This is a genomic window from Pseudomonas taeanensis MS-3, assembly GCF_000498575.2.
GTDB lineage: Bacteria > Pseudomonadota > Gammaproteobacteria > Pseudomonadales > Pseudomonadaceae > Aquipseudomonas > Aquipseudomonas taeanensis.
On record NZ_AWSQ01000002.1, the window covers coordinates 936,430 to 956,980 of the forward strand.

The 20,551-nt window shown below is 60.2% G+C and carries 2 protein-coding genes and 1 pseudogene; all 3 read left to right on the top strand.

The window, feature by feature from the left end:
• The first annotated feature begins 362 nt into the window (after window positions 1-362).
• Window positions 363-9,512, top strand: a complete 9,150-nt coding sequence (locus TMS3_RS12355) for a peroxidase family protein (RefSeq protein ID WP_051394224.1) — start codon at window positions 363-365, stop codon at window positions 9,510-9,512.
• Window positions 9,513-9,538: 26 nt separating this feature from the next.
• The gene (locus TMS3_RS26160) at window positions 9,539-9,778 is read left to right on the top strand and encodes a hypothetical protein (protein ID WP_051394225.1); all 240 of its coding nucleotides are present in this window, start codon (window positions 9,539-9,541) and stop codon (window positions 9,776-9,778) included.
• Between the two features lie 1,002 nt (window positions 9,779-10,780).
• Window positions 10,781-20,162, top strand: a pseudogene (locus TMS3_RS12365) (peroxidase family protein).
• Window positions 20,163-20,551: the final 389 nt, after the last annotated feature.

Below are 20,551 nucleotides of genomic sequence, written 5' to 3' on the forward strand. Positions count from 1 at the left end.
GCTGCGCAGGAGAGGGCGCGGTGGCTTGTGCCAGCCACTAATGTCCGAGAAGCACCATGAGCAGCACTTCGGGTCACGGGCCAGCCAGGCTGGCAACACTAGGCCACTTCTTCGACCCACAATTCCACGGGCCTCCAGGCATCTGAGGCTCAACGCCGAATGTTCGTTCGGCGCTGACGGGACAAAGCCAACCCTCATTGGGCACTGATCCGCTTAGGCGATCGGTGAGGAGCGTCGCTCGGCCTTTTCCCTCACATCACAGACTTTCTGTATGACAACGCTGAGCCACGCTTGCGCGAGGTTACGCATGCACGTGGCTTCCTGTTTCGAGTTTTTGTGCATTGAGCATCGAGGGAACAGACATGGCCACTTTCAACCTATCCGACCTTGACTTCATTCTTCAGCAGATTCTGATCTCCGAAGCCCATGCGGCTGGCGCCGACCTTCGCGATCTGATTCCGAATACCGAAGTGGCCTTTGGCCTGCGTACGGTGGACGGCTCGTTCAACAACCTGATCGAGGGACGGAGTCTATTTGGCGCTGCCGACACGGTATTTCCGCGTCTGTTGACGCCCGTATTCCGTTCGGCAGAGTCCTTTGATCCGGATGGTCCCGGGCCGCTACCAGCTACGTCGACGTCCTATGCGCAGATCAGCGGGCTGGTAGTCGACTCGCAGCCGCGCATCATCAGCAACCTGATCGTTGACCAGACTGCCAATAATCCGGCGGCGGTCGCTGCGGCGGCGGGCAATGACGGTGGGGCCTTGGTCATGAGCCCGGGGTTGGACGGCATATTCGGCACAGCAGACGACAGGCCGGTGTTCCTGATTCCCAATATCGCCCCGGATGAGGGGCTTTCTGCGCCCTTCAATCAGTGGATGACCTTCTTCGGTCAGTTCTTCGACCATGGCCTGGACCTGGTGACCAAGGGCGGCAGCGGTACCGTGTTCATGCCTCTGCAGCCGGACGATCCGCTGTACGTGCCGGGCAGTCAGACCAACTTCATGGTGCTCACCCGCGCCACCAATCACCCGGGGCCGGACGGCATCCTCGGCACTGCCGATGACCGACACGAGCATGCAAACACCACTTCACCGTTTGTCGATCAGAACCAGACCTACAGCTCCCATCCCTCGCACCAGGTGTTCCTGCGCGCCTATGCGCTCAATGGCAGCGGTGCACCGGGGGCCACCGGCAAGCTGATCACCAATCGTGACCTGGGGGCGGATAACAAGTTCGGTACGAGCGACGATGCGGAGATTGGCGGCATGGCCACCTGGAAGGTGGTCAAGGCACAGGCCCGTGACCTGCTCGGCATCAACCTGACCGACGCCGACTTCGACAACGTGCCGCTGCTGGCCACCGACCAGTACGGCAACTTCATCAAGGGGCCGAACGGCTATCCACAGGTGGTAATGAAGGGCGCCGATGGTATCGCCGGCACTGCCGACGATGTGTTGGTAGAAGGCAATCCGCTGGCGCCGATCGACCTGAGCAATGCGGTACGAACTGGCCACCAGTTTCTCATCGACATTGCCCACAATGCCGTGCCGGTCAACCAGCAGACGGGCGCCGCGCTCATTCCGGATGCCGACAGCGTCGCGGGCGGCCCGGTGGCCGCCGGTACCTATGACAACGAACTGCTCGACGCTCACTACATCGCCGGTGACGGTCGGGTCAACGAGAACATCGGCCTGACCGCCGTGCACCACATCTTTCACTCCGAGCACAATCGCCTGGTGGATGTGACCAAGAGCGTGCTCCTCGGGTCGGGCGATGTGGCTCTCCTCAACCAGTGGCTCTCGACCCCTGTTGCAGCGATCCCAGTAGATCCGTCGAGCCTGGTGTGGAACGGCGAGCGGCTGTTCCAGGCGGCCAAGCTCGGCACCGAGATGCAGTACCAGCACATCGTGTTCGAGGAGTTTGCCCGCACCATCCAGCCGCAAATCGATGCCTTTATCGACTTTGACGACACCATCGACCCGTCGATCGTCGCCGAATTCGCGCATACCGTGTACCGCTTCGGCCACTCCATGCTGCTGGAGTCCATCGACCGTCTCGATCCGAGCTTTGTCTCCAGCGAGATCGGCCTGATCGCGGCCTTCCTCAACCCGCTGGAGTTTGCCGCCAGTGGCCCGACCCCCGACCAGGCGGCTGGTGCGATCATCCGCGGCGTCACCCGTCAGGTCGGCAACGAGATCGATGAGTTCGTCACCGAGGCGCTGCGCAACAACCTGGTCGGCCTGCCGCTGGACTTGGCTGCGATCAACATCGCTCGCGGTCGGGATACCGGTGTGCCGTCGCTGAATGCGGCGCGCCGCGAGTTCTACGCCGGCACCGGTGACAGTCAACTGCGCCCCTACACCAGCTGGGCCGACTTCGTGCAGCACATCAAGCACCCGGAGTCGCTGATCAACTTCATCGCCGCCTACGGCACCCACTCGACCATCACCAGCGCCACTACGCTGGAGGCCAAGCGTGCGGCCGCCACGGCCATCGTGCTCGGCGGCGCCGGCGCACCGGCCGATCGCCTCGACTTCCTCAACAGCAGCGGCGCCTGGGCCAGTCTGGCGAACGGGGTGACCACCACCGGGCTGGACAATGTCGATTTCTGGATTGGTGGCCTGGCCGAGGCGAAGATGCCGTTCGGCGGCATGCTCGGCTCAACCTTCAACTTCGTTTTCGAGACCCAGTTGGAGGCGCTGCAGAATGGCGACCGTTTCTACTACCTGCACCGCCTGGCCGGACTCAACTTTGTCCATGAGCTGGAGCAAAATTCCTTCGCCAAGCTGGTGATGCTCAACACCGATGCCACCCACCTGCCGTCCAACATCTTTCTGACCCCGGGACTGATCCTCGAGGTCGATCAGAGTCGTCAGTTCAATGCCGGCCTGGGCAGTGCCGATCCCGACAGCGGTGAACCGCTGATGCCTTGGGTGATTCGCGACAACCCGGCGACGCCCGGGCCGGACAGCAACTACCTGCGCTATACCGGCGGCGAGCATGTGGTGCTCGGCGGTACCGACGGCAATGACATCCTCATCGCCAGCATCGGCGACGACACCCTCTATGGCGACGGCGGCAACGACCGTCTGGAGGGCGGGCATGGCAATGACGTCATCGACGGCGGCGATGGCGATGACATCATCACCGACATGGGGGGGGATGACGTCATCAAGGGTGGCGATGGCAACGACGTCATTCATGGCGGCCCAGGCGAGAACCTGATCATCGGTGGTCGCGGCAACGATTTCATCGTTACCGGTGAGGACGTGTCCGAGGTGATTGGCGGTGAAGGCAACGACTTCATCCTCGGCAGCAAGATGAACGTGCAAATGGCCGGTAACGAGGGCGACGACTGGATCGAAATCGGTAGCCAGGACGGCGCGCCCGGCGACAACTTCGACCCGTTCGGCCAGGATACTGTTATTGGTCACGACGTGTTCATCGGTGACGGCGGTTTCGACGAGATGATCGGCGAGGGCGGCGACGACATCATGGTCGGCAGCGCCGGCCCGGACAAGATGAAAGGTATGTCCGGCTTCGACTGGGCCACCTACAAGGACAGCCGCTATGGCGTGAGCGTGGATTTCCTCGCCAATGCCTTCAACGAGACCCCGTTGTCGCCGTCTATCGCCGCGGTCACCACCAAGTTTGCCCAGATGGAAGGGCTATCGGGGTCCGCCTTCGCCGACCACCTGCGTGGCGATAATGCTGATGCGGCGCAGATCGCCGCCGCCGGCGCCTACGGCAGTGTGTTGACCAACAACCATATTGACCTGATCCGCGGCTTGCGGGCCTTCCTTGGCAACGCCGCGGCCGGCCCGGATGGCATCCTCGGCACGGCCGACGACCAGTTCGGCGCCGGCAACATCATCCTCGGCGGTGACGGCAGTGACATCATCGAGGGGCGTGGTGGCGACGACTTGATCGACGGCGACATGTGGCTGAACGTGCGCATCAGCGTGCGTGCCAATCTAGATGGCAGTGGCGATGAGATCGCCAGTTTCACCAGCATGAAGCCCATGGTGCCCTTGATGCTCAATGGTACCTACAACCCTGGGCAACTGGTCATTGTGCGTGAGCTGATTGCCGGCAACGGCGGTTTCGATACCGCCATGTTCAGCGGCAATTTCAGCGAATACCTGATCTCGATCAACAACAACGGCACACCAGGTAATTTCAGCGACGACATTATCACGGTGACCGACACCTTCGCTGGCGGCGACGGCGTCGACCGCCTGACCCATATCGAGCGCCTGCAGTTCAACGACCGCGCCTTCGTTTATGTCAATGGTGCGCTGGTCGAGCAGACCCCGGGCTCGACCTTGGGCGGTAATACCGCCCCGGTGGGCCAGGTGAATATCATTGGTACGGTGCAAGTGGGGCAAACCCTGGTCGCCTCGGTCGCCGGGGTGACCGACGGCGACAACGTCAGCGCCAGCAATCCGACGGGCGCGGTCAACGGTCGGGTGAGCTACTACTGGCAGGTCGAGCTGGTCCCTGGCGATGGTTTCTTTCAGGACATCCTCAGCTTTGGCGGTTTTCCGGCAGTTGGCCAGAGTTTCACTATCACCCCGGATCTGCAGGGGCTGAACATTCGCGCGCGGGCTGTCTATCAGGACGCCCACGGCGTGCTGGAAAATGTCTATTCGGCGCCTACCGTAGATGTCGCTGCCGGCTTGCCACCGGCGCCGCTGGCACCGCTGCCGGCCGAGTCGAGCACCAGTAGTCCGGGCATTCACCTGATTCGCTCTGACCTGCAGTTCATCCTCGACTCGATCAAGATCGCCGAGCAGCATGCGGCCGGCGCGGATCTGCTGTCGCTGCTGCCTCATGAGCGTTCGACCCTGGGCCTGCGCACGGTCACCGGCGAGTTCAACAATCTGCTGGGCGGGCAGAGCCAGTTCGGCGCTGCCGACACGGTGTTCCCGCGTCTGCTCGATCCGGTGTTCAACCCGGCCGAGGACGGCACTTCTTACCAGCAGAACAGCGGCACGGTGCTGGATTCGCAGCCGCGCATCATTAGCAACCTGATCGTCGACCAGACCCCCAACAACCCGGCGGCGGTGGCTGCAGCGGCGGCTGCTCTGCTTCAGGGTTCGGAGCTGGTCAAGAGCCCGGGGCTGGACGGGGTGTTCGGCACGGCCGATGACAAGGATGTGTTTTTCCTGCCCAACGTGGCCCCGGACGAAGGGCTGTCCGCACCGTTCAACTCCTGGATGACCTTCTTCGGCCAGTTCTTCGACCATGGCCTAGACTTGGTGACCAAGGGCGGCAGCGGTACGGTGTTTATTCCGTTGCAGCCGGATGACCCACTTTTCGTGCAGGGCAGCCCGACCAACTTCATGGTGCTGACCCGGGCGACTAACCTGCCGGGGCCCGATGGAATGCTCGGCACCGCCGATGACATCCACGAGCAGAGCAATACCACCTCGCCATTCGTCGACCAGAACCAGACCTATGGCTCGCATCCTTCGCAACAGGTGTTCCTGCGCGCCTATGACATGTCGGCCAATGGTCCGGTGGCTAATGGACGCCTGATTACCAACTGGAACCTTGGCGCCGATGGCCGTTTCGGCGGTACCGGGGCTAACGCGGACAGTGAGATCGGTGGCATGGCCACCTGGGCGGTGGTCAAGGCCCAGGCCCGCGACCTGCTGGGCATCAATCTGACCGATGCCCAGGTGTTCGATGTGCCGCTGCTGGCCACCGATGCCTATGGCAACTTCATCAAGGGACCGAACGGCTTCCCGATGGTGGTGATGAAGGGGGCGGATGGTCTGGCCGGAACCGCCGATGACTTTCTCATGGAAGGCAATCCGGCGGCGCCGGTCAGCCTGGCCAGCGCCGTCAGCACCGGTCACCAGTTCCTCATCGATATCGCCCACAATGCCGTGCCGATCAATCAACAGACCGGAGCCGCGCTGACGCCGGATGCCGATGACGTGGCCGGCGGCCCGGTGGCCGCGGGCTTCTACGACAACGAACTGCTCGATGCCCACTACATCGCTGGTGACGGACGGGTCAACGAGAACATCGGACTGACCGCGATACACCACATCTTTCACTCCGAGCATAATCGGATGGTTGCCCACACCAAGGATGTAGTGCTGGCGAGTAATGATGTGGCCTTTATCAACGAGTGGCTGCTGACCCCGATCATCACGCTGCCGACCAACCAGGCCGCGATCGATGCCTTGGTGTGGAATGGCGAGCGGCTGTTTCAGGTCGGCAAATTCAGCACCGAGATGCAGTATCAACACCTGGTGTTTGAGGAGTTTGCGCGCACCATCCAGCCGCAGATCGACGTGTTCACCGGGCCTATCCAGGGCTACGACGCCAATATCGATGCGGCCATCGTTGCCGAGTTCGCCCACACGGTCTATCGCTTCGGACACTCGATGCTGACCGAGACCATTGATCGGATGGACTCGGACTTCCTCAGCAGCGAGATCGGCCTGATCGCCGCTTTCCTCAATCCCCTGGAGTTCGCTTCAAGCGGCCTTACACCGGATGAGGCGGCTGGCGCTATCGCCCGGGGCGTGACTCGGCAGGTCGGCAATGCCATTGATGAGTTCGTCACCGAGGCGCTGCGCAACAATCTGGTCGGCCTGCCGCTGGATCTGGCCGCCATCAACCTGGCGCGGGGACGTGACACCGGCATTCCGTCGTTCAACGCGGCGCGCCGCGAGTTCTACAACATGACTGGCGATAGCCAGCTGAAGCCCTACATCAGCTGGGTTGATCTGCTGCAGAACCTGAAGAATCCGGCGTCGCTGATCAACTTTATCGCCGCCTACGGCACTCATGCCGAGCTGCTGGCCGCCGACGTCAACACCCTGGCGGAGAAGCGCGCGGTGGCCACTGCACTGGTATTGGGCGGCAGTGCGGTGATCAATTCCGGTGGCGTAGGTGGGGCCGAACGAACCTTTACCGCCAATGACGGCGACCGCCTGGCCTTCCTCAACAGTACCGGCATCTATGCCAATCTGGCTAACGGCGTGACCACCACCGGCGTTGATCGCATCGACTTCTGGATCGGCGGTCTGGCCGAGGCCATCATGCCGTTCGGAGGCATGCTCGGCTCGACCTTCAACTTCGTCTTCGAAACCCAGCTGGAGGCCCTGCAGAACGGCGACCGCTTCTACTACCTGGATCGCACCGCCGGTCTGAACTTCGTCACCGAACTGGAGAACAACTCGTTCGCCAAGATGGTGATGAACAACACCAGTGCCACCCACCTGCCGGGGCTGATCTTCCTTACTCCGGGGCTGTACCTCGAGGTGGATCAGAGCAAGCAGTTCAATGCCGGCCTAGGCAGTGCTGACCCGGATAGTGGAGATCCGTTGCTGCCGTGGGTGATCCGCAACAACCCCAACACCCCGGGGCCGGACAGCAACTATCTGCACTACACCGGTGGCGAGCATGTGGTGCTGGGCGGAACCAATGGCAATGACATCATCATCGGCGGCATCGGCGACGACACCATCTGGGGCGACGCCGGCAATGATCGCCTAGAGGGCGGTGACGGCAACGACATGATTCGCGGCGGCGACGGCGACGACATCATCACCGATCGTGGCGGCGACGATAACCTCCAGGGCGACGGCGGCAACGACGTCATCCACGGTGGCAATGGCTTCAATCTGATCCTCGGCGGCTTCGGCCAGGACTTCATCATCAACGGCACGGGCAGCACCGAGACCTTCGGTGGCCCGGGTAATGACTTCATCCTCGGCAGCAATGGCGACGAGCAGAATGCCGGCAACGAGGGCGATGACTGGCTCGAAGGCGGCCACCTGGATGGCAGTCCCGGCGATAACTTCGACCCGCTGGGTCGCGACCTGGTGGTCGGCAACGATGTCTACATCGGCAGCGGTGGCCCGGACATCATGAACGCCGAAGGCGGCGACGACATCATGGTCGGCAGCGCCGGCCCGGGCGACAAGTACATCGGCGCCTCCGGCTTCGACTGGGCCACCTTCAAGGATGACCTGAGTGGCGTGGAAATCGATCTGACCGTGCGCGCCATCGACGCCGCACCGGGACCGGTAGCCGCCGGCATCCTGGCCCGCTTCAAGGAGGTGGAGGGGCTGTCCGGCTCGCGGCACAGCGATATCCTGCGCGGTGATGATGCCGATGCGGCGATCATCGCCAATGCCGGCGCCCAGGGCAGCGTGCTGACCAACATCGCCCTGATCAACGGCCTGCAGGCGCTGCTAGACACCGCCATCGGCAATGGCATCAACCCGGTGACCTCCTTCGGCGCCGGTAACATCATCCTCGGCGGTGACGGCAGCGACATCATCCAGGGCCGCGGCGGCGACGACATCATCGACGGCGACAAGTGGCTCAACGTGCGCATCAGCGTACGCGCCGGCGTCGACGCCAACGGCCTGCCGACCGGCAATGAGATCGCCACCTTCGACAGCATGCGTCCGCTGGTGCCGTTGATGCTTAGCGGCTTCTACAACCCCGGGCAACTGCAGATCGTCCGGGAGATCCTGCCGGGCTCCGGCGGCTTCAACTTCGACACCGCGTACTATTCGGGCCTGGCTTCGAGCTACACCATAGTCGAGAACGTCAACGGCACCTACACCGTGATCGACAACGTCGGCACCGATGGCGTCGATACCCTGCTGGGTATCGAGCGTATCCAGTTCAACGACCAGGCGGTCGTGCTGGTCGAGGGACTGAATGCCGGGCCGGTGGGACTGGCCTCGATCAACGACAGTACGCCGGAGGTCGGCTCGTTGCTGAGCGCCGGGGTCGAGGGCGTGACCGACGCCGATAACCCGGGCATCGGCAGGATCACCGGGCCGGTGAGCTATTACTGGCAAGCTGACTTCACCGGTACCGGGCTGTTCGAGGACATCATCATCACCACAGGAGTGGGTGAAGAGAGGGCGACCGGGAAAACCTTCCGCGTCACTGATGACTTATCAGGGCTGGCCTTGCGTGTCATGGCCATCTACAAGGATGCCAGGGGCGTGCTGGAGACCGTGTTCTCGGCAGTGACCGCTCCGGTTTCACCGGTTCAGGTCAACGATGCACCGGTCGGCACCATGCTGATCAGCGATACCACCCCGAATGTGGGACAAATGCTAACGGCGATCAAGGCTTTCACCGACCCGGATGGTCCGGCTAACCCGGTGCTGTCGTTCCAGTGGCAGTCGGGTAACGGTGGCGTCTTCAGCAACATTGCCGGAGCCACCACTGCGACCTTCACTCCAACTCTGGCACTGACCGGACAGCAGCTACGGGTCAGGGTTACCTACACCGATGACCTTGGTACGTTGGAGACTGTGACTTCGCTGGCGACGTCGGTGGTAGTCAATTTGATCGTCGGCACGCCGGGGGATGATGTGCTTAACGGCACGGCGTTCGCTGATGAGATCCAGGGGCTGGGTGGTAATGACGTGCTTAATGGGTTGGCAGGGAATGACAGGCTAGAGGGCGGTGCTGGCAACGACAGGCTCGATGGTGGNNCGCTGGCAACGACACCTTAATTGGTGGCCTCGGCAACGATATCTTCGTGTTCGGAGCCGGCTTCGGCAATGACCGCATCATGGACTTCGACGCTAACCCGGTCGGAGGCCAGGATCTGCTCAATATCGCCGCACTGGGTGTAACCGCGGCTAACTTCGCCGCCAGCGTGTCCATTGCTAATGTTGGAGCGGACACCTTGGTGTCGGTCGGTGGCGGTACCATCCTCCTGGTGGGCATCAACGACGCGACGACCATCACCCAGGCAGACTTTATCCTGGCGGTGTGAGGAGGCCACCAGAGCAGAGCCAGCCACAAGTAGATGCGGAATGCGGCGCAATGCCGCATTCCTCTTTTCAGCGTGAATACTCCACGTCTGTGAAATTCCGCTGAGATACAGCTTGGTTGCTAGTCGTTCGAGTGATTCCGCAAGGTTCACTTACAGAGCTCGCTGCTGTGAGTTAGGTCTCAACTGCTGAGTCGGAGCAATCACGATCATTTAGTGACGCTGAAACTCACTGTGATGGCCGTGCCGTCGTTTTTGACTCGGCCCACGAGGCTATCGGCTGATCCTTCTCACCCCCCCCCCAACGCAGGAGCACGGGCGACTTGTCTCGACCTGGCTACAAGGGTGAGCACTCATCGAGTGTCTGCGGTTTGGAATATGACTGCTGTTCAGCTCTTCCGGCCCGAGCTGCCGGCAGGAAAACGTATAACGGACGCCGTTTGGAGGCTAGCCAGATATCGTTGATGTGCATTGGGCTGAATATGCTGAGTCTATAAAAACCTATTAAAAACAATAAAATACTGAGCCAGTATGTTTTTATACTTTTTGGTGTCGATTCCTTGACAATGCCTCGGTGTGGAACTTTTCTAGAGAGTGTGAAAAGAGCGTGAAAAAATCGTGAAATGAGAGTGATCTGCTTTTTGATGGATGTACGGCGAGGGTGAGAGGGCGCCGTCATCTGTTTCTGCCAGCACACAACTCAGGAGTAACACCGTGGACAGAGCCAAGCTCGCCTGCATGATGGCGGTATGCCTCAAGTTCGTGTTATTGGACCACCTTCGTGGACCACCCCCCCGCCTGATATACAGCTCCGCCTGAGCGGCTAGAGCACTCTAGGGACATCGTCCTCAATCGCTGACCACTGAAGACCGCGAGTCATTGAGCGCGGTGTGGCTGAGGGCATCGCCCGAAAAAACCGAGTTTTCAGTCTCTTCGCAAAAATGCGGAGGTGATTTCTTGCAGCCTGAATTTAGACCGGCTGCAGTCAGCATTGAGGAAGCAATCATGGCCAACTTCATCAAATCCGACCTCGAATTCATTCTTCAGCAGATTCTGATATCTGAAGCCCATGCCGCAGGCACGCCCCTTATCGATTTACTGCCCAATACCGAAGTGGGGTTTGGTTTACGTACCGTCGATGGGTCGTTCAACAACCTGATTGAAGGGCGTACGGATTTTGGTGCGGCCGACACTTTGTTTCCTCGGATGCTTACACCGGTATTCAATAATGCAGAAGGCGGAACGTCTTATACCCAGACCAGTGGTCTGGTGTTCGACTCGCAGCCGCGCACCATTAGCAACCTGATCGTCGATCAGACCGCCAGTAATCCGGCAGCAGTGGCCGCAGCGGCGGGTAATGATGGTGCTTCGACTGTCGTGAGCCCTGGTCTCGATGGCATATTCGGCACGGCCGACGACAAGGATGTTTTCCTTATTCCGAACACTGCCCCAGACGAGGGGCTCTCTGCGCCGTTCAACCAGTGGATGACCTTTTTCGGCCAGTTCTTCGATCATGGTCTAGATCTGGTGACCAAGGGCGGCAATGGCACGGTGTTCATGCAGCTGCAGCCGGATGACCCACTGTTCGTGCCGGGCAGCCCGACCAACTTCATGGTGCTCACCCGTGCCACACAGGTTGCCGGACCTGGCGCAGACGGGATACTCGGCACTGCCGACGATACCGTGGAGCATGAAAACACCACGTCTCCGTTTGTCGACCAAAACCAGACCTATGGCTCGCATGCTTCGCAGCAGGTGTTCCTGCGCGCTTATGCGGTCAACTCTGAAGGCAAGCCGGTTCCGACCGGTAACTTGATCACCAATCGCGACCTCGGTGCTGATGGCCAGTTCGGTACAGCTGATGATGTGGAACTCGGTGGCATGGCCACCTGGAAAGTGGTCAAGGCGCAAGCGCGCGACATCCTTGGCATCAATCTGACCGATGCTCAATTCGACAACGTGCCGCTGCTCGCCACCGATCAGTACGGCAACTTCATCAAGGGCCCCAACGGCTATCCACAAGTGGTGATGGCGGGCAACGTCTTGGTCGAAGGCGACCCTACGGCCAATGGCGGGTTGGGTATCAGCCTGGACAACGCGATAGGTACCAATCACCAGTTCCTGATCGACATCGCCCATGAGGCGGTGCCAGTTTTCGATGCCGGCGGTAATCTGCTGGCGGACAGCGACAATGCGGTCGGCCTGTCCGAGGCGGGCACCTACGACAACGAGCTGCTCGACGCCCATTACATCGCAGGCGATGGCCGGGTTAACGAGAATATCGGCCTGACCGCCGTGCACCACATCTTCCACTCCGAACACAATCGCCTGGTTCAGCAAACCAAGGATGTGCTCATTGAGTCGGGCGATGTGGACTTCCTCAACCAGTGGTTGCTGACCCCAGTCGCGGCAATACCCGCTGACCTGTCGACGCTCGAGTGGAACGGTGAGCGTCTGTTCCAGTCCGCCAAGTTCGGCACTGAGATGCAGTATCAGCACATCGTGTTCGAGGAGTTCGCGCGCACTATTCAACCGCAAATCGATGCCTTCATCGACTTCGATGACACCATTGATCCATCAATCGTCGCCGAGTTCGCGCACACGGTTTACCGCTTCGGCCACTCGATGTTGCTCGAGACCATCGACCGTCTGGACCCGAATTTCGCCTCCAGTGAAATCGGCCTGATCGAAGCCTTCCTCAATCCATTGGAGTTTGCCGCAAGCGGCCCCACGCCCGATGAGGCGGCTGGCGCCATCATCCGTGGTGTAAGCCGTCAGGTCGGTAACGAAATCGACGAATTTGTCACCGAAGCCTTGCGTAGCAATCTGGTCGGTTTGCCACTGGACCTCGCTGCGATCAACATCGCCCGTGGCCGCGATACCGGGGTGCCGTCCTTGAACGCTGCACGTCGTGAGTTCTATGCCGGCACCGGTGACTCCCAACTGAAGCCCTACACCAGCTGGGGCGATTTCGTGCTGAACATCAAGCACCCGGAATCGCTGATCAACTTCATTGCGGCCTACGGTACCCACGGCAGTATCACCGCCGAAACCACGCTCGACGGTAAGCGTGCGGCGGCTTCGGCTATCGTGCTCGGCGGTGCGGGCGCGCCGGCAGACCGTCTCGACTTCCTCAACAGCACCGGTGCCTGGGCCAGCGCTGCTAATGGTGTGACCACCACTGGCCTGGATGCTATCGATTTCTGGATAGGTGGCCTGGCCGAGGCGAAAATGCCGTTCGGCGGCATGCTTGGTTCGACCTTCAACTTCGTCTTCGAGACCCAGCTCGAGGCCTTGCAGGATGGCGACCGCTTCTACTATCTGCACCGCCTGGCCGGCCTCAACTTCGTTGGCGAACTGGAGCAGAATTCCTTCGCCGAACTGATCATGAACAACACCGATATAACACGCCTGCCGGGAGTGGTCTTCCTGACACCGGGCTTGATTCTTGAGGTCGATCAAGCCAGGCAGTTCAATGATGGCAGCAGTGCAGATCCCGACAGCGGTGACCCGCTGATACCGTTGGTGATCCGCGATAACCCAGAAACCGTGGGCCCCGATAGCAATTATCTGCACTACACCGGCGATGAGCACGTGGTGCTCGGCGGCACTGATGGTGACGACATCCTGATTTCCAGCATCGGTGACGACACTCTGTATGGCGATGCGGGTAATGACCGTCTCGAGGGTGGTCACGGTAACGATGAAATCCAGGGAGGGGCGGGCGACGACATCATCACCGATATGGGTGGCGATGATGTGCTCAAGGGTGGCGACGGCAACGACGTGATCCACGGCGGTCAGGGCGAAAACCTGATCATCGGCGGTAAGGGCAACGACTTTATTGTCACTGGTGAGGATTTCTCCGAGGTGATTGCCGGTGAGGGCAACGACTTCATCCTCGGCAGCAAAATGAACGTGCAAACCGCTGGTAACGAGGGCGACGACTGGATCGAGATCGGTACCCAGGACGGTGCACCTGGCGACAACTTCAGCCCCTTCGGCGACGACGCAGTGATCGGTCACGACGTCTTCCTCGGTGATGGCGGCTTCGATGAAATGATCGGCGAGGGTGGCGACGACATCATGGTCGGCAGCGCCGGCCCGGACAAGATGAAAGGCATGTCCGGCTTCGACTGGGCCACCTTCAAGGACAGCCGCTTCGGCGTGAACGTTGACTTCTTCGCCAACGCCTTCAATGAAACTCCGATTGCCGCGGCGCTTGCTGCAGTGACTACCAAATATGCACAAGTGGAAGGGCTATCGGGTTCTGCCTTTAGCGACTACCTGCGTGGCGATCATGCCGACGCTGCAGTGATTGCTACCGCCGGTGCCTACGGCAGCGTACTGACCAACAATCACATCGATAATATCGCTGGCCTGCGGGCGTTCCTCGGTAGCGCCGCTGCGGGTCCCGACGGCATTTTGGGTAATGCCGACGATCAATTCGGTGCCGGCAACATCATTCTCGGCGGTGATGGCAGTGACATCATCGAAGGCCGTGGTGGCGACGATCTGATCGATGGCGACAAGTGGTTGAACGTGCGCATCAGCGTGCGCGAGAACAATGATGGCACAGGGTTGCAAATCGCCAGCTTCAACAGCATGAAGGACATGGTCCCGCTCATGCTCAATGGCACCTACAACCCTGGCCAGCTGGTGATAGTGCGTGAGTTGATGGACGGCGCAGGCGGCTACGACACTGCCATGTTCACCGGCAATGTGGCCGATTACATCGTGAGTGTCGACGCGAGTGGGACCGTCACCGTTACTGATACTTTCGAAGATGGCGACGGGGTCGATCGGCTGACCAACATCGAGCGCCTGCAGTTTGGTGATGGTGCTTTGGTTCGCGACCCTGTCACCGGCAACTTTGTTGAGGAAATTGCAGGCACTAACCAGAACGGCAATTTCTCTCCGCTGGGCCAAGTGCAGATCATCGGTACTCCTACGTCCGGTCAAACGCTCGTCGCCTCGGTTGCCGGTGTAACCGATGGCGACAATGCGGCTGGTGGCGCGATTACCGGTCGGGTCAGCTACTACTGGCAGGTTGAACTGGTGCCTGGTGATGGCTTCTTCGAGGACATCGTCGGTCCCGGTGGTTTGCCGGTGGTCGGTCAGACCTTCAAAGTCACCCCCGACCTGGAAGGGTTGAACCTGCGGGCCAGGGCGGTCTACCAGGATCAGAACGGTGTATTGGAGAATGTCTTCTCGGCGCCTACCGCCGATGTATTGGCTGGCGTTGCGCCCGGCCCTGTGGCTCCGCTGCCGGCCGAGTCCAGCACCACCAGTCCAGGTATCCACCTGATTCGCTCGGACCTGCAGTTCATCCTCGATTCGATCAAGATTTCCGAGCAGCATGCAGCAGGCGCGGACTTGTTATCCCTGTTGCCGCATGAGCGTTCGCCGCTAGGTCTACGCACTGTGACGGGGGAACTCAATAACCTGTATGCCGGGCAGAGCCAGTTCGGCGCGGCGGACACGGTGTTCCCGCGGATGCTGGACCCGGTATTTAACGATGCCGAGAATCTGTCGGTCGATATGGACGGCCCCGGCGGTCAAAGTGTTGGCGATCCCACTTCATATAGCCAGACCAGTGGCATCGTGCAGGACTCGCAACCACGGATTATCAGCAACCTGATTGTCGACCAGACCATCAATAACCCGGCAGCGGTTGCCGCTGCTGCAGCGAATCTGGGCTCGCAGAGCATCATGAGTCCTGGCCTGGACGGGGTGTTTGGCACTGCCGACGATAAGCCGGTGTTCTTCATTCCTAACGAGGCCCCGGATGAAGGTCTGTCCGCGCCGTTCAACCCGTGGATGACCTTCTTTGGCCAGTTCTTCGATCACGGTCTTGATCTGGTGACCAAGGGTGGCGGCACGGTGTTTATCCCGCTGCAGCCAGATGACCCGCTGTTCAACGCGGGCGTCGATGGCATCCCCAACACCGCAGATGATGGCCCCAACTTCATGGTGATGACGCGGGCCACCAACCAACCAGGGCCAGACGGTATTCTGGGTACTGCCGACGATATTCATGAGCAGAGCAATACCACCTCGCCGTTCGTCGACCAGAACCAGACCTATGGCTCGCATCCCTCGCAACAAGTGTTCCTGCGCGCTTATGAGTTCAATACAGCCGGTGAACCGGTTGCAACCGGACGCTTGATTACCAATCGTGATATCGGCGCCGATGGCATCTTCGGCACCGGGGATGACTCGGAAATCGGTGGTATGGCCACCTGGGCAGTGGTCAAGGCGCAGGCACGCGACATCCTTGGCATCAACCTGACCGATGCCGATGTGCTCGATATCCCGCTGCTGGCTACCGATGACTACGGTAATTTCATCAAGGGACCGAATGGTTTCCCGCAAGTGGTGATGAAAGGACTGGATGGCTTGGCCGGTACGGCCGATGACGTGCTGGTCGAAGGTAATCCACTGGCGCCGATCGACTTGACCGATGCCGTACGCACCGGACATCAGTTCCTGATCGACATCGCCCACAATGCAGTGCCTGTGGATCAGGCCGGCAACATGCTGATGGCCGACTCCGACTCTGTAGTTGGTTTGTCCGAGCCGGGTACCTACGACAACGAACTGCTCGACGCCCACTACATCGCCGGTGATGGCCGGGTCAACGAGAACATTGGCCTGACTGCCGTGCACCATATCTTCCACTCCGAGCACAATCGGATGGTCGAGCACACCAAGGACGTCGTGCTGGCGAGCAATGATGTCGCCTTCATCAATGAGTGGCTGGCGAGCCCGATTGCGGCACTGCCAGCCAACCAGGCCGAGATCGACGCACTGGTGTGGAACGGCGAGCGGTTGTTCCAGGTGGGTAAGTTCAGCACCGAGATGCAGTACCAGCATCTGGTATTCGAGGAGTTCGCGCGTACCCTGCAACCGCAGATCGACGTCTTCACCGGCCCGACCCAGGGCTATGACGCCGACATCGATGCATCGATCGTCGCCGAGTTCGCCCACACCGTGTACCGCTTCGGTCACTCGATGCTGACCGAGACGGTCGATCGCCTCGACGTCAACTTCAATGTTGTGGGTGACTCTAACCCGACAGAAGCGGGCAATCAGCAGATGGGGCTGATCGCAGCCTTCCTCAATCCGTTGGCGTTCGTTGATAGCGGTCCGACCCCAGACGAAGCCGCCGGTGCCATCGCACGCGGACTGACCCGTCAGGTGGGTAACTCGATTGACGAGTTCGTTACCGAGGCGCTGCGCAGCAATCTGGTGGGCCTGCCGCTCGACCTGGCCGCGATCAACATCGCCCGCGGTCGTGATACCGGTATCCCATCGTTCAATGCGGCGCGGCGCGAGTTCCACAACATGACCGGCGACAGCCAGCTGAAGCCTTACACCAGCTGGGTCGATCTGCTGCAGAACCTCAAGCATTCAGCCTCGTTGATCAACTTCATCGCCGCTTATGGCACCCATGCCGAACTGTTGGCGGCTGACGTCAATACGCTGGCCGAAATGCGTGCGGTGGCGACCGCACTGGTTCTGGGCGGCACCGCTGTAATCAATGCCGGAGAGCTGGACCAGCGGACGTTCGATGCCGACGCTATACCGGGTGATCGCCTGGACTTCCTCAACAGTGTGGGCGCCTATGCCAATCTGGCTAATGGCGTAACCACCACTGGCGTCGATGCCATCGACTTCTGGATCGGCGGTCTCGCCGAAGCCATCATGCCGTTCGGTGGCATGCTCGGCTCGACCTTCAACTTTGTCTTCGAGACCCAGTTGGAGGCGCTGCAGAACGGCGATCGCTTCTATTATCTGGATCGTACCGCTGGACTGAACTTCGTCACTGAACTGGAGAACAACTCGTTCGCCAAGATGGTGGCGAATGCTACCAGTGCAACCCACTTGCCGGGGTTGATCTTCCAGACCCCTGGGTTGACTCTCGAAGCCGATCAGAGCCGGCAGTTCAACGATGGGCTGGGCAGTGCCGATCCGATCGGTGACGTGATGCGCGACAACCCCAATACCGCAGGGCCGGATGCCAACTATCTGCACTACACCGGTGATGAGCACGTGGTACTCGGCGGCACTGACGGCAATGACACCCTGATCGCCAGTATCGGCGACGATACGCTCTGGGGTGATGCCGGCAATGACCGTCTCGAAGGGGGCGCTGGCAACGACATGATCCGCGGCGGCGCCGGCGATGACATCATCACCGACTCAGGCGGTGACGATAATATCCAGGGCGACGACGGCAACGATGTCATCGCCAGCGGTAACGGAATCAACCTGAACCTCGGCGGCTTCGGTCAGGACTTCATCATTAACGGTGAAGACAGCACCGAGACCTTCGGTGGTCCGGGCAATGACTTCATCCTCGGCAGCAATGCGGATGAACAGAACGCCGGTAACGAAGGCGACGACTGGCTCGAAGGCGGCCTCCTGGATGGTAGCCCTGGCGACAACTTCGACCCGCTTGGTCTCGATATCGTAGTCGGTAACGACGTCTATATCGGTAGCGGTGGCCCGGACATCATGAACAGCGAAGGCGGCGACGACATCATGGTCGGCAGCGCTGGCCCGGGCGACAAGTACATCGGTTCCTCCGGTTTCGACTGGGCCACCTTCAAGGACGACCTGAGCGGTGTGGACATCGACCTTAATGTCCGCGCCGCCAACGCAGCACCAGGACCGGTAGCGGCCGGCATCCTGGCGCGTTTCAAGGAAGTGGAAGGTCTGTCGGGCTCGAAGCACAGCGACATCCTGCATGGCGATGATGCCGACGCAGCGGTGATCGCGACAGCCGGCGCTCAGGGTAGTGTGTTGACCAATATTGCCCTGATCAGCGGCCTGCAGGCGGTGCTCGATAACGCCATCGGTGATGGCATTACCCCCGTCACTTCCTTCGGTGCCGGTAACATCATCCTCGGTGGCGATGGCAGCGACATCATCGAGGGTCGGGCCGGCGACGACATCATCGACGGCGACAAGTGGCTCAACGTACGCATCAGCGTACGCGCCGGCGTCGACGCCAACGGCCTGCCGACCGGCAATGAGATCGCCACCTTCGACAGCATGCGTCCGCTGGTGCCGTTGATGCTTAGCGGCTTCTACAACCCCGGGCAACTGCAGATCGTCCGGGAGATCCTGCCGGGCTCCGGCGGTTTCAACTTCGATACGGCCGCGTATACCGGCCTCATGGCGGATTACACCATTCTCGATAGAGGTAACGGTAACTTCACGGTTATCGACAACGTCGGCACCGACGGAATAGACCAGCTCAGCGGCATCGAACGCTTGCAGTTCAACGATCAATCAGCAGTGCTGGTTGCTGGTTTGAACAACGAAGCCGTAGGTCTGGCATCGATTAACGACAACACCCCGGAAGTCGGCTCGCTACTGAGCGCAGGGGTCGAGGGCGTAACCGATGCCGACAACCCTGGTCTGGGTCGGGTAACTGGGCCTGTGAGTTACACCTGGCAGGCTGATTTCACCGGCACAGGCCTGTTCGAAGACATCGCAACCGAGACCGGAGTCGGTCTGGAAACAGCGGTTGGCAAGACCTTCCGCGTTACTGATGACGTCGCGGGATTACAGTTGCGGGTCAAAGCTATCTACAAGGATGCAAACGGTGTGTTGGAAACCGTGTTCTCGGCAGTAACCGCCCCGGTTTCGGCGGTTTCCGTCAACGATGCGCCGGTCGGCACCATGCTGATCAGCGATACCACGCCGAATGTGGGGCAGGTGTTGACGGCAACCAGAGCCTTCACCGATCCAGATGGCCCGGCCAACCCGGTGTTGTCGTTCCAGTGGCAGTCGGGTAATGGCGGCGTATTCAGCAATATCGCTGGCGCAACCACCGCGACCTTCACCCCGACCCTGGCACTAACCGGGCAGCAATTGCGCGTTGTGGTCAGCTACACCGACGACCTCGGCACCATGGAGACCGTGACGTCGGTGGCGACGTCGGTAGTAGTCAATCTGATCGTTGGCACGACAGGGAACGATGTGCTTAACGNNCTCGATATTAGGGAGTATTGGGAACGATACGCTGAGTGGGTTGACAGGGAATGATCGTCTTGATGGTGGGTTAGGTAACGATCTGCTAATTGGAGGCGCTGGCAACGACACCTTAATCGGTGGCCTTGGCAACGATACCTTCATGTTCGGCGTTGGCTTCGGCAATGACCGGATCATGGACTTCGACCCCAACCCGGTCGGTGGCCAGGATTTGCTCAATATCTCCGCACTGGGGGTGACTGCGGCGAACTTCGCCGCCAACGTAACTATCGCCGATGTCGGGGCGGATACTTTGGTGTCGGTCGGTGGAGGTTCCATCCGTCTGGTGGGTATCAACGATACGACCACCATCACCCAAACAGACTTTATCCTGGCAGTGTAAGGAGGCTGCCAACAAAACAGAATGAGATATCAATAATTGCGCTATGGGGCGGCTTGCCGCCCCATAGCGCAATTTTATTTCTTGACCGTGCAGCTCATGTAGGTATCGACTTGCCGGCAAACCACAGCGACAGTCTGGGCGAACGTATCGCCAGGCAGAAGCCGTTCTCGAAAATGTTCCCGACATTTTTACTACCTCCCCCATCTATGGGGTCGCTACTGCTTGCTGCATTTCCCACACCCATGTTGGTCACTAGCTGGCTCCTACAAATCCATCACACCCTACCTGCCCATGCTGTCGAGGCAATAGTTGCAGGGAGCACGAGTAAGCTGCCAGTGGCTTTGTATAAAAAGGAGGGGGATGGTTGGTTAGGCGCGGTAGAATTAACC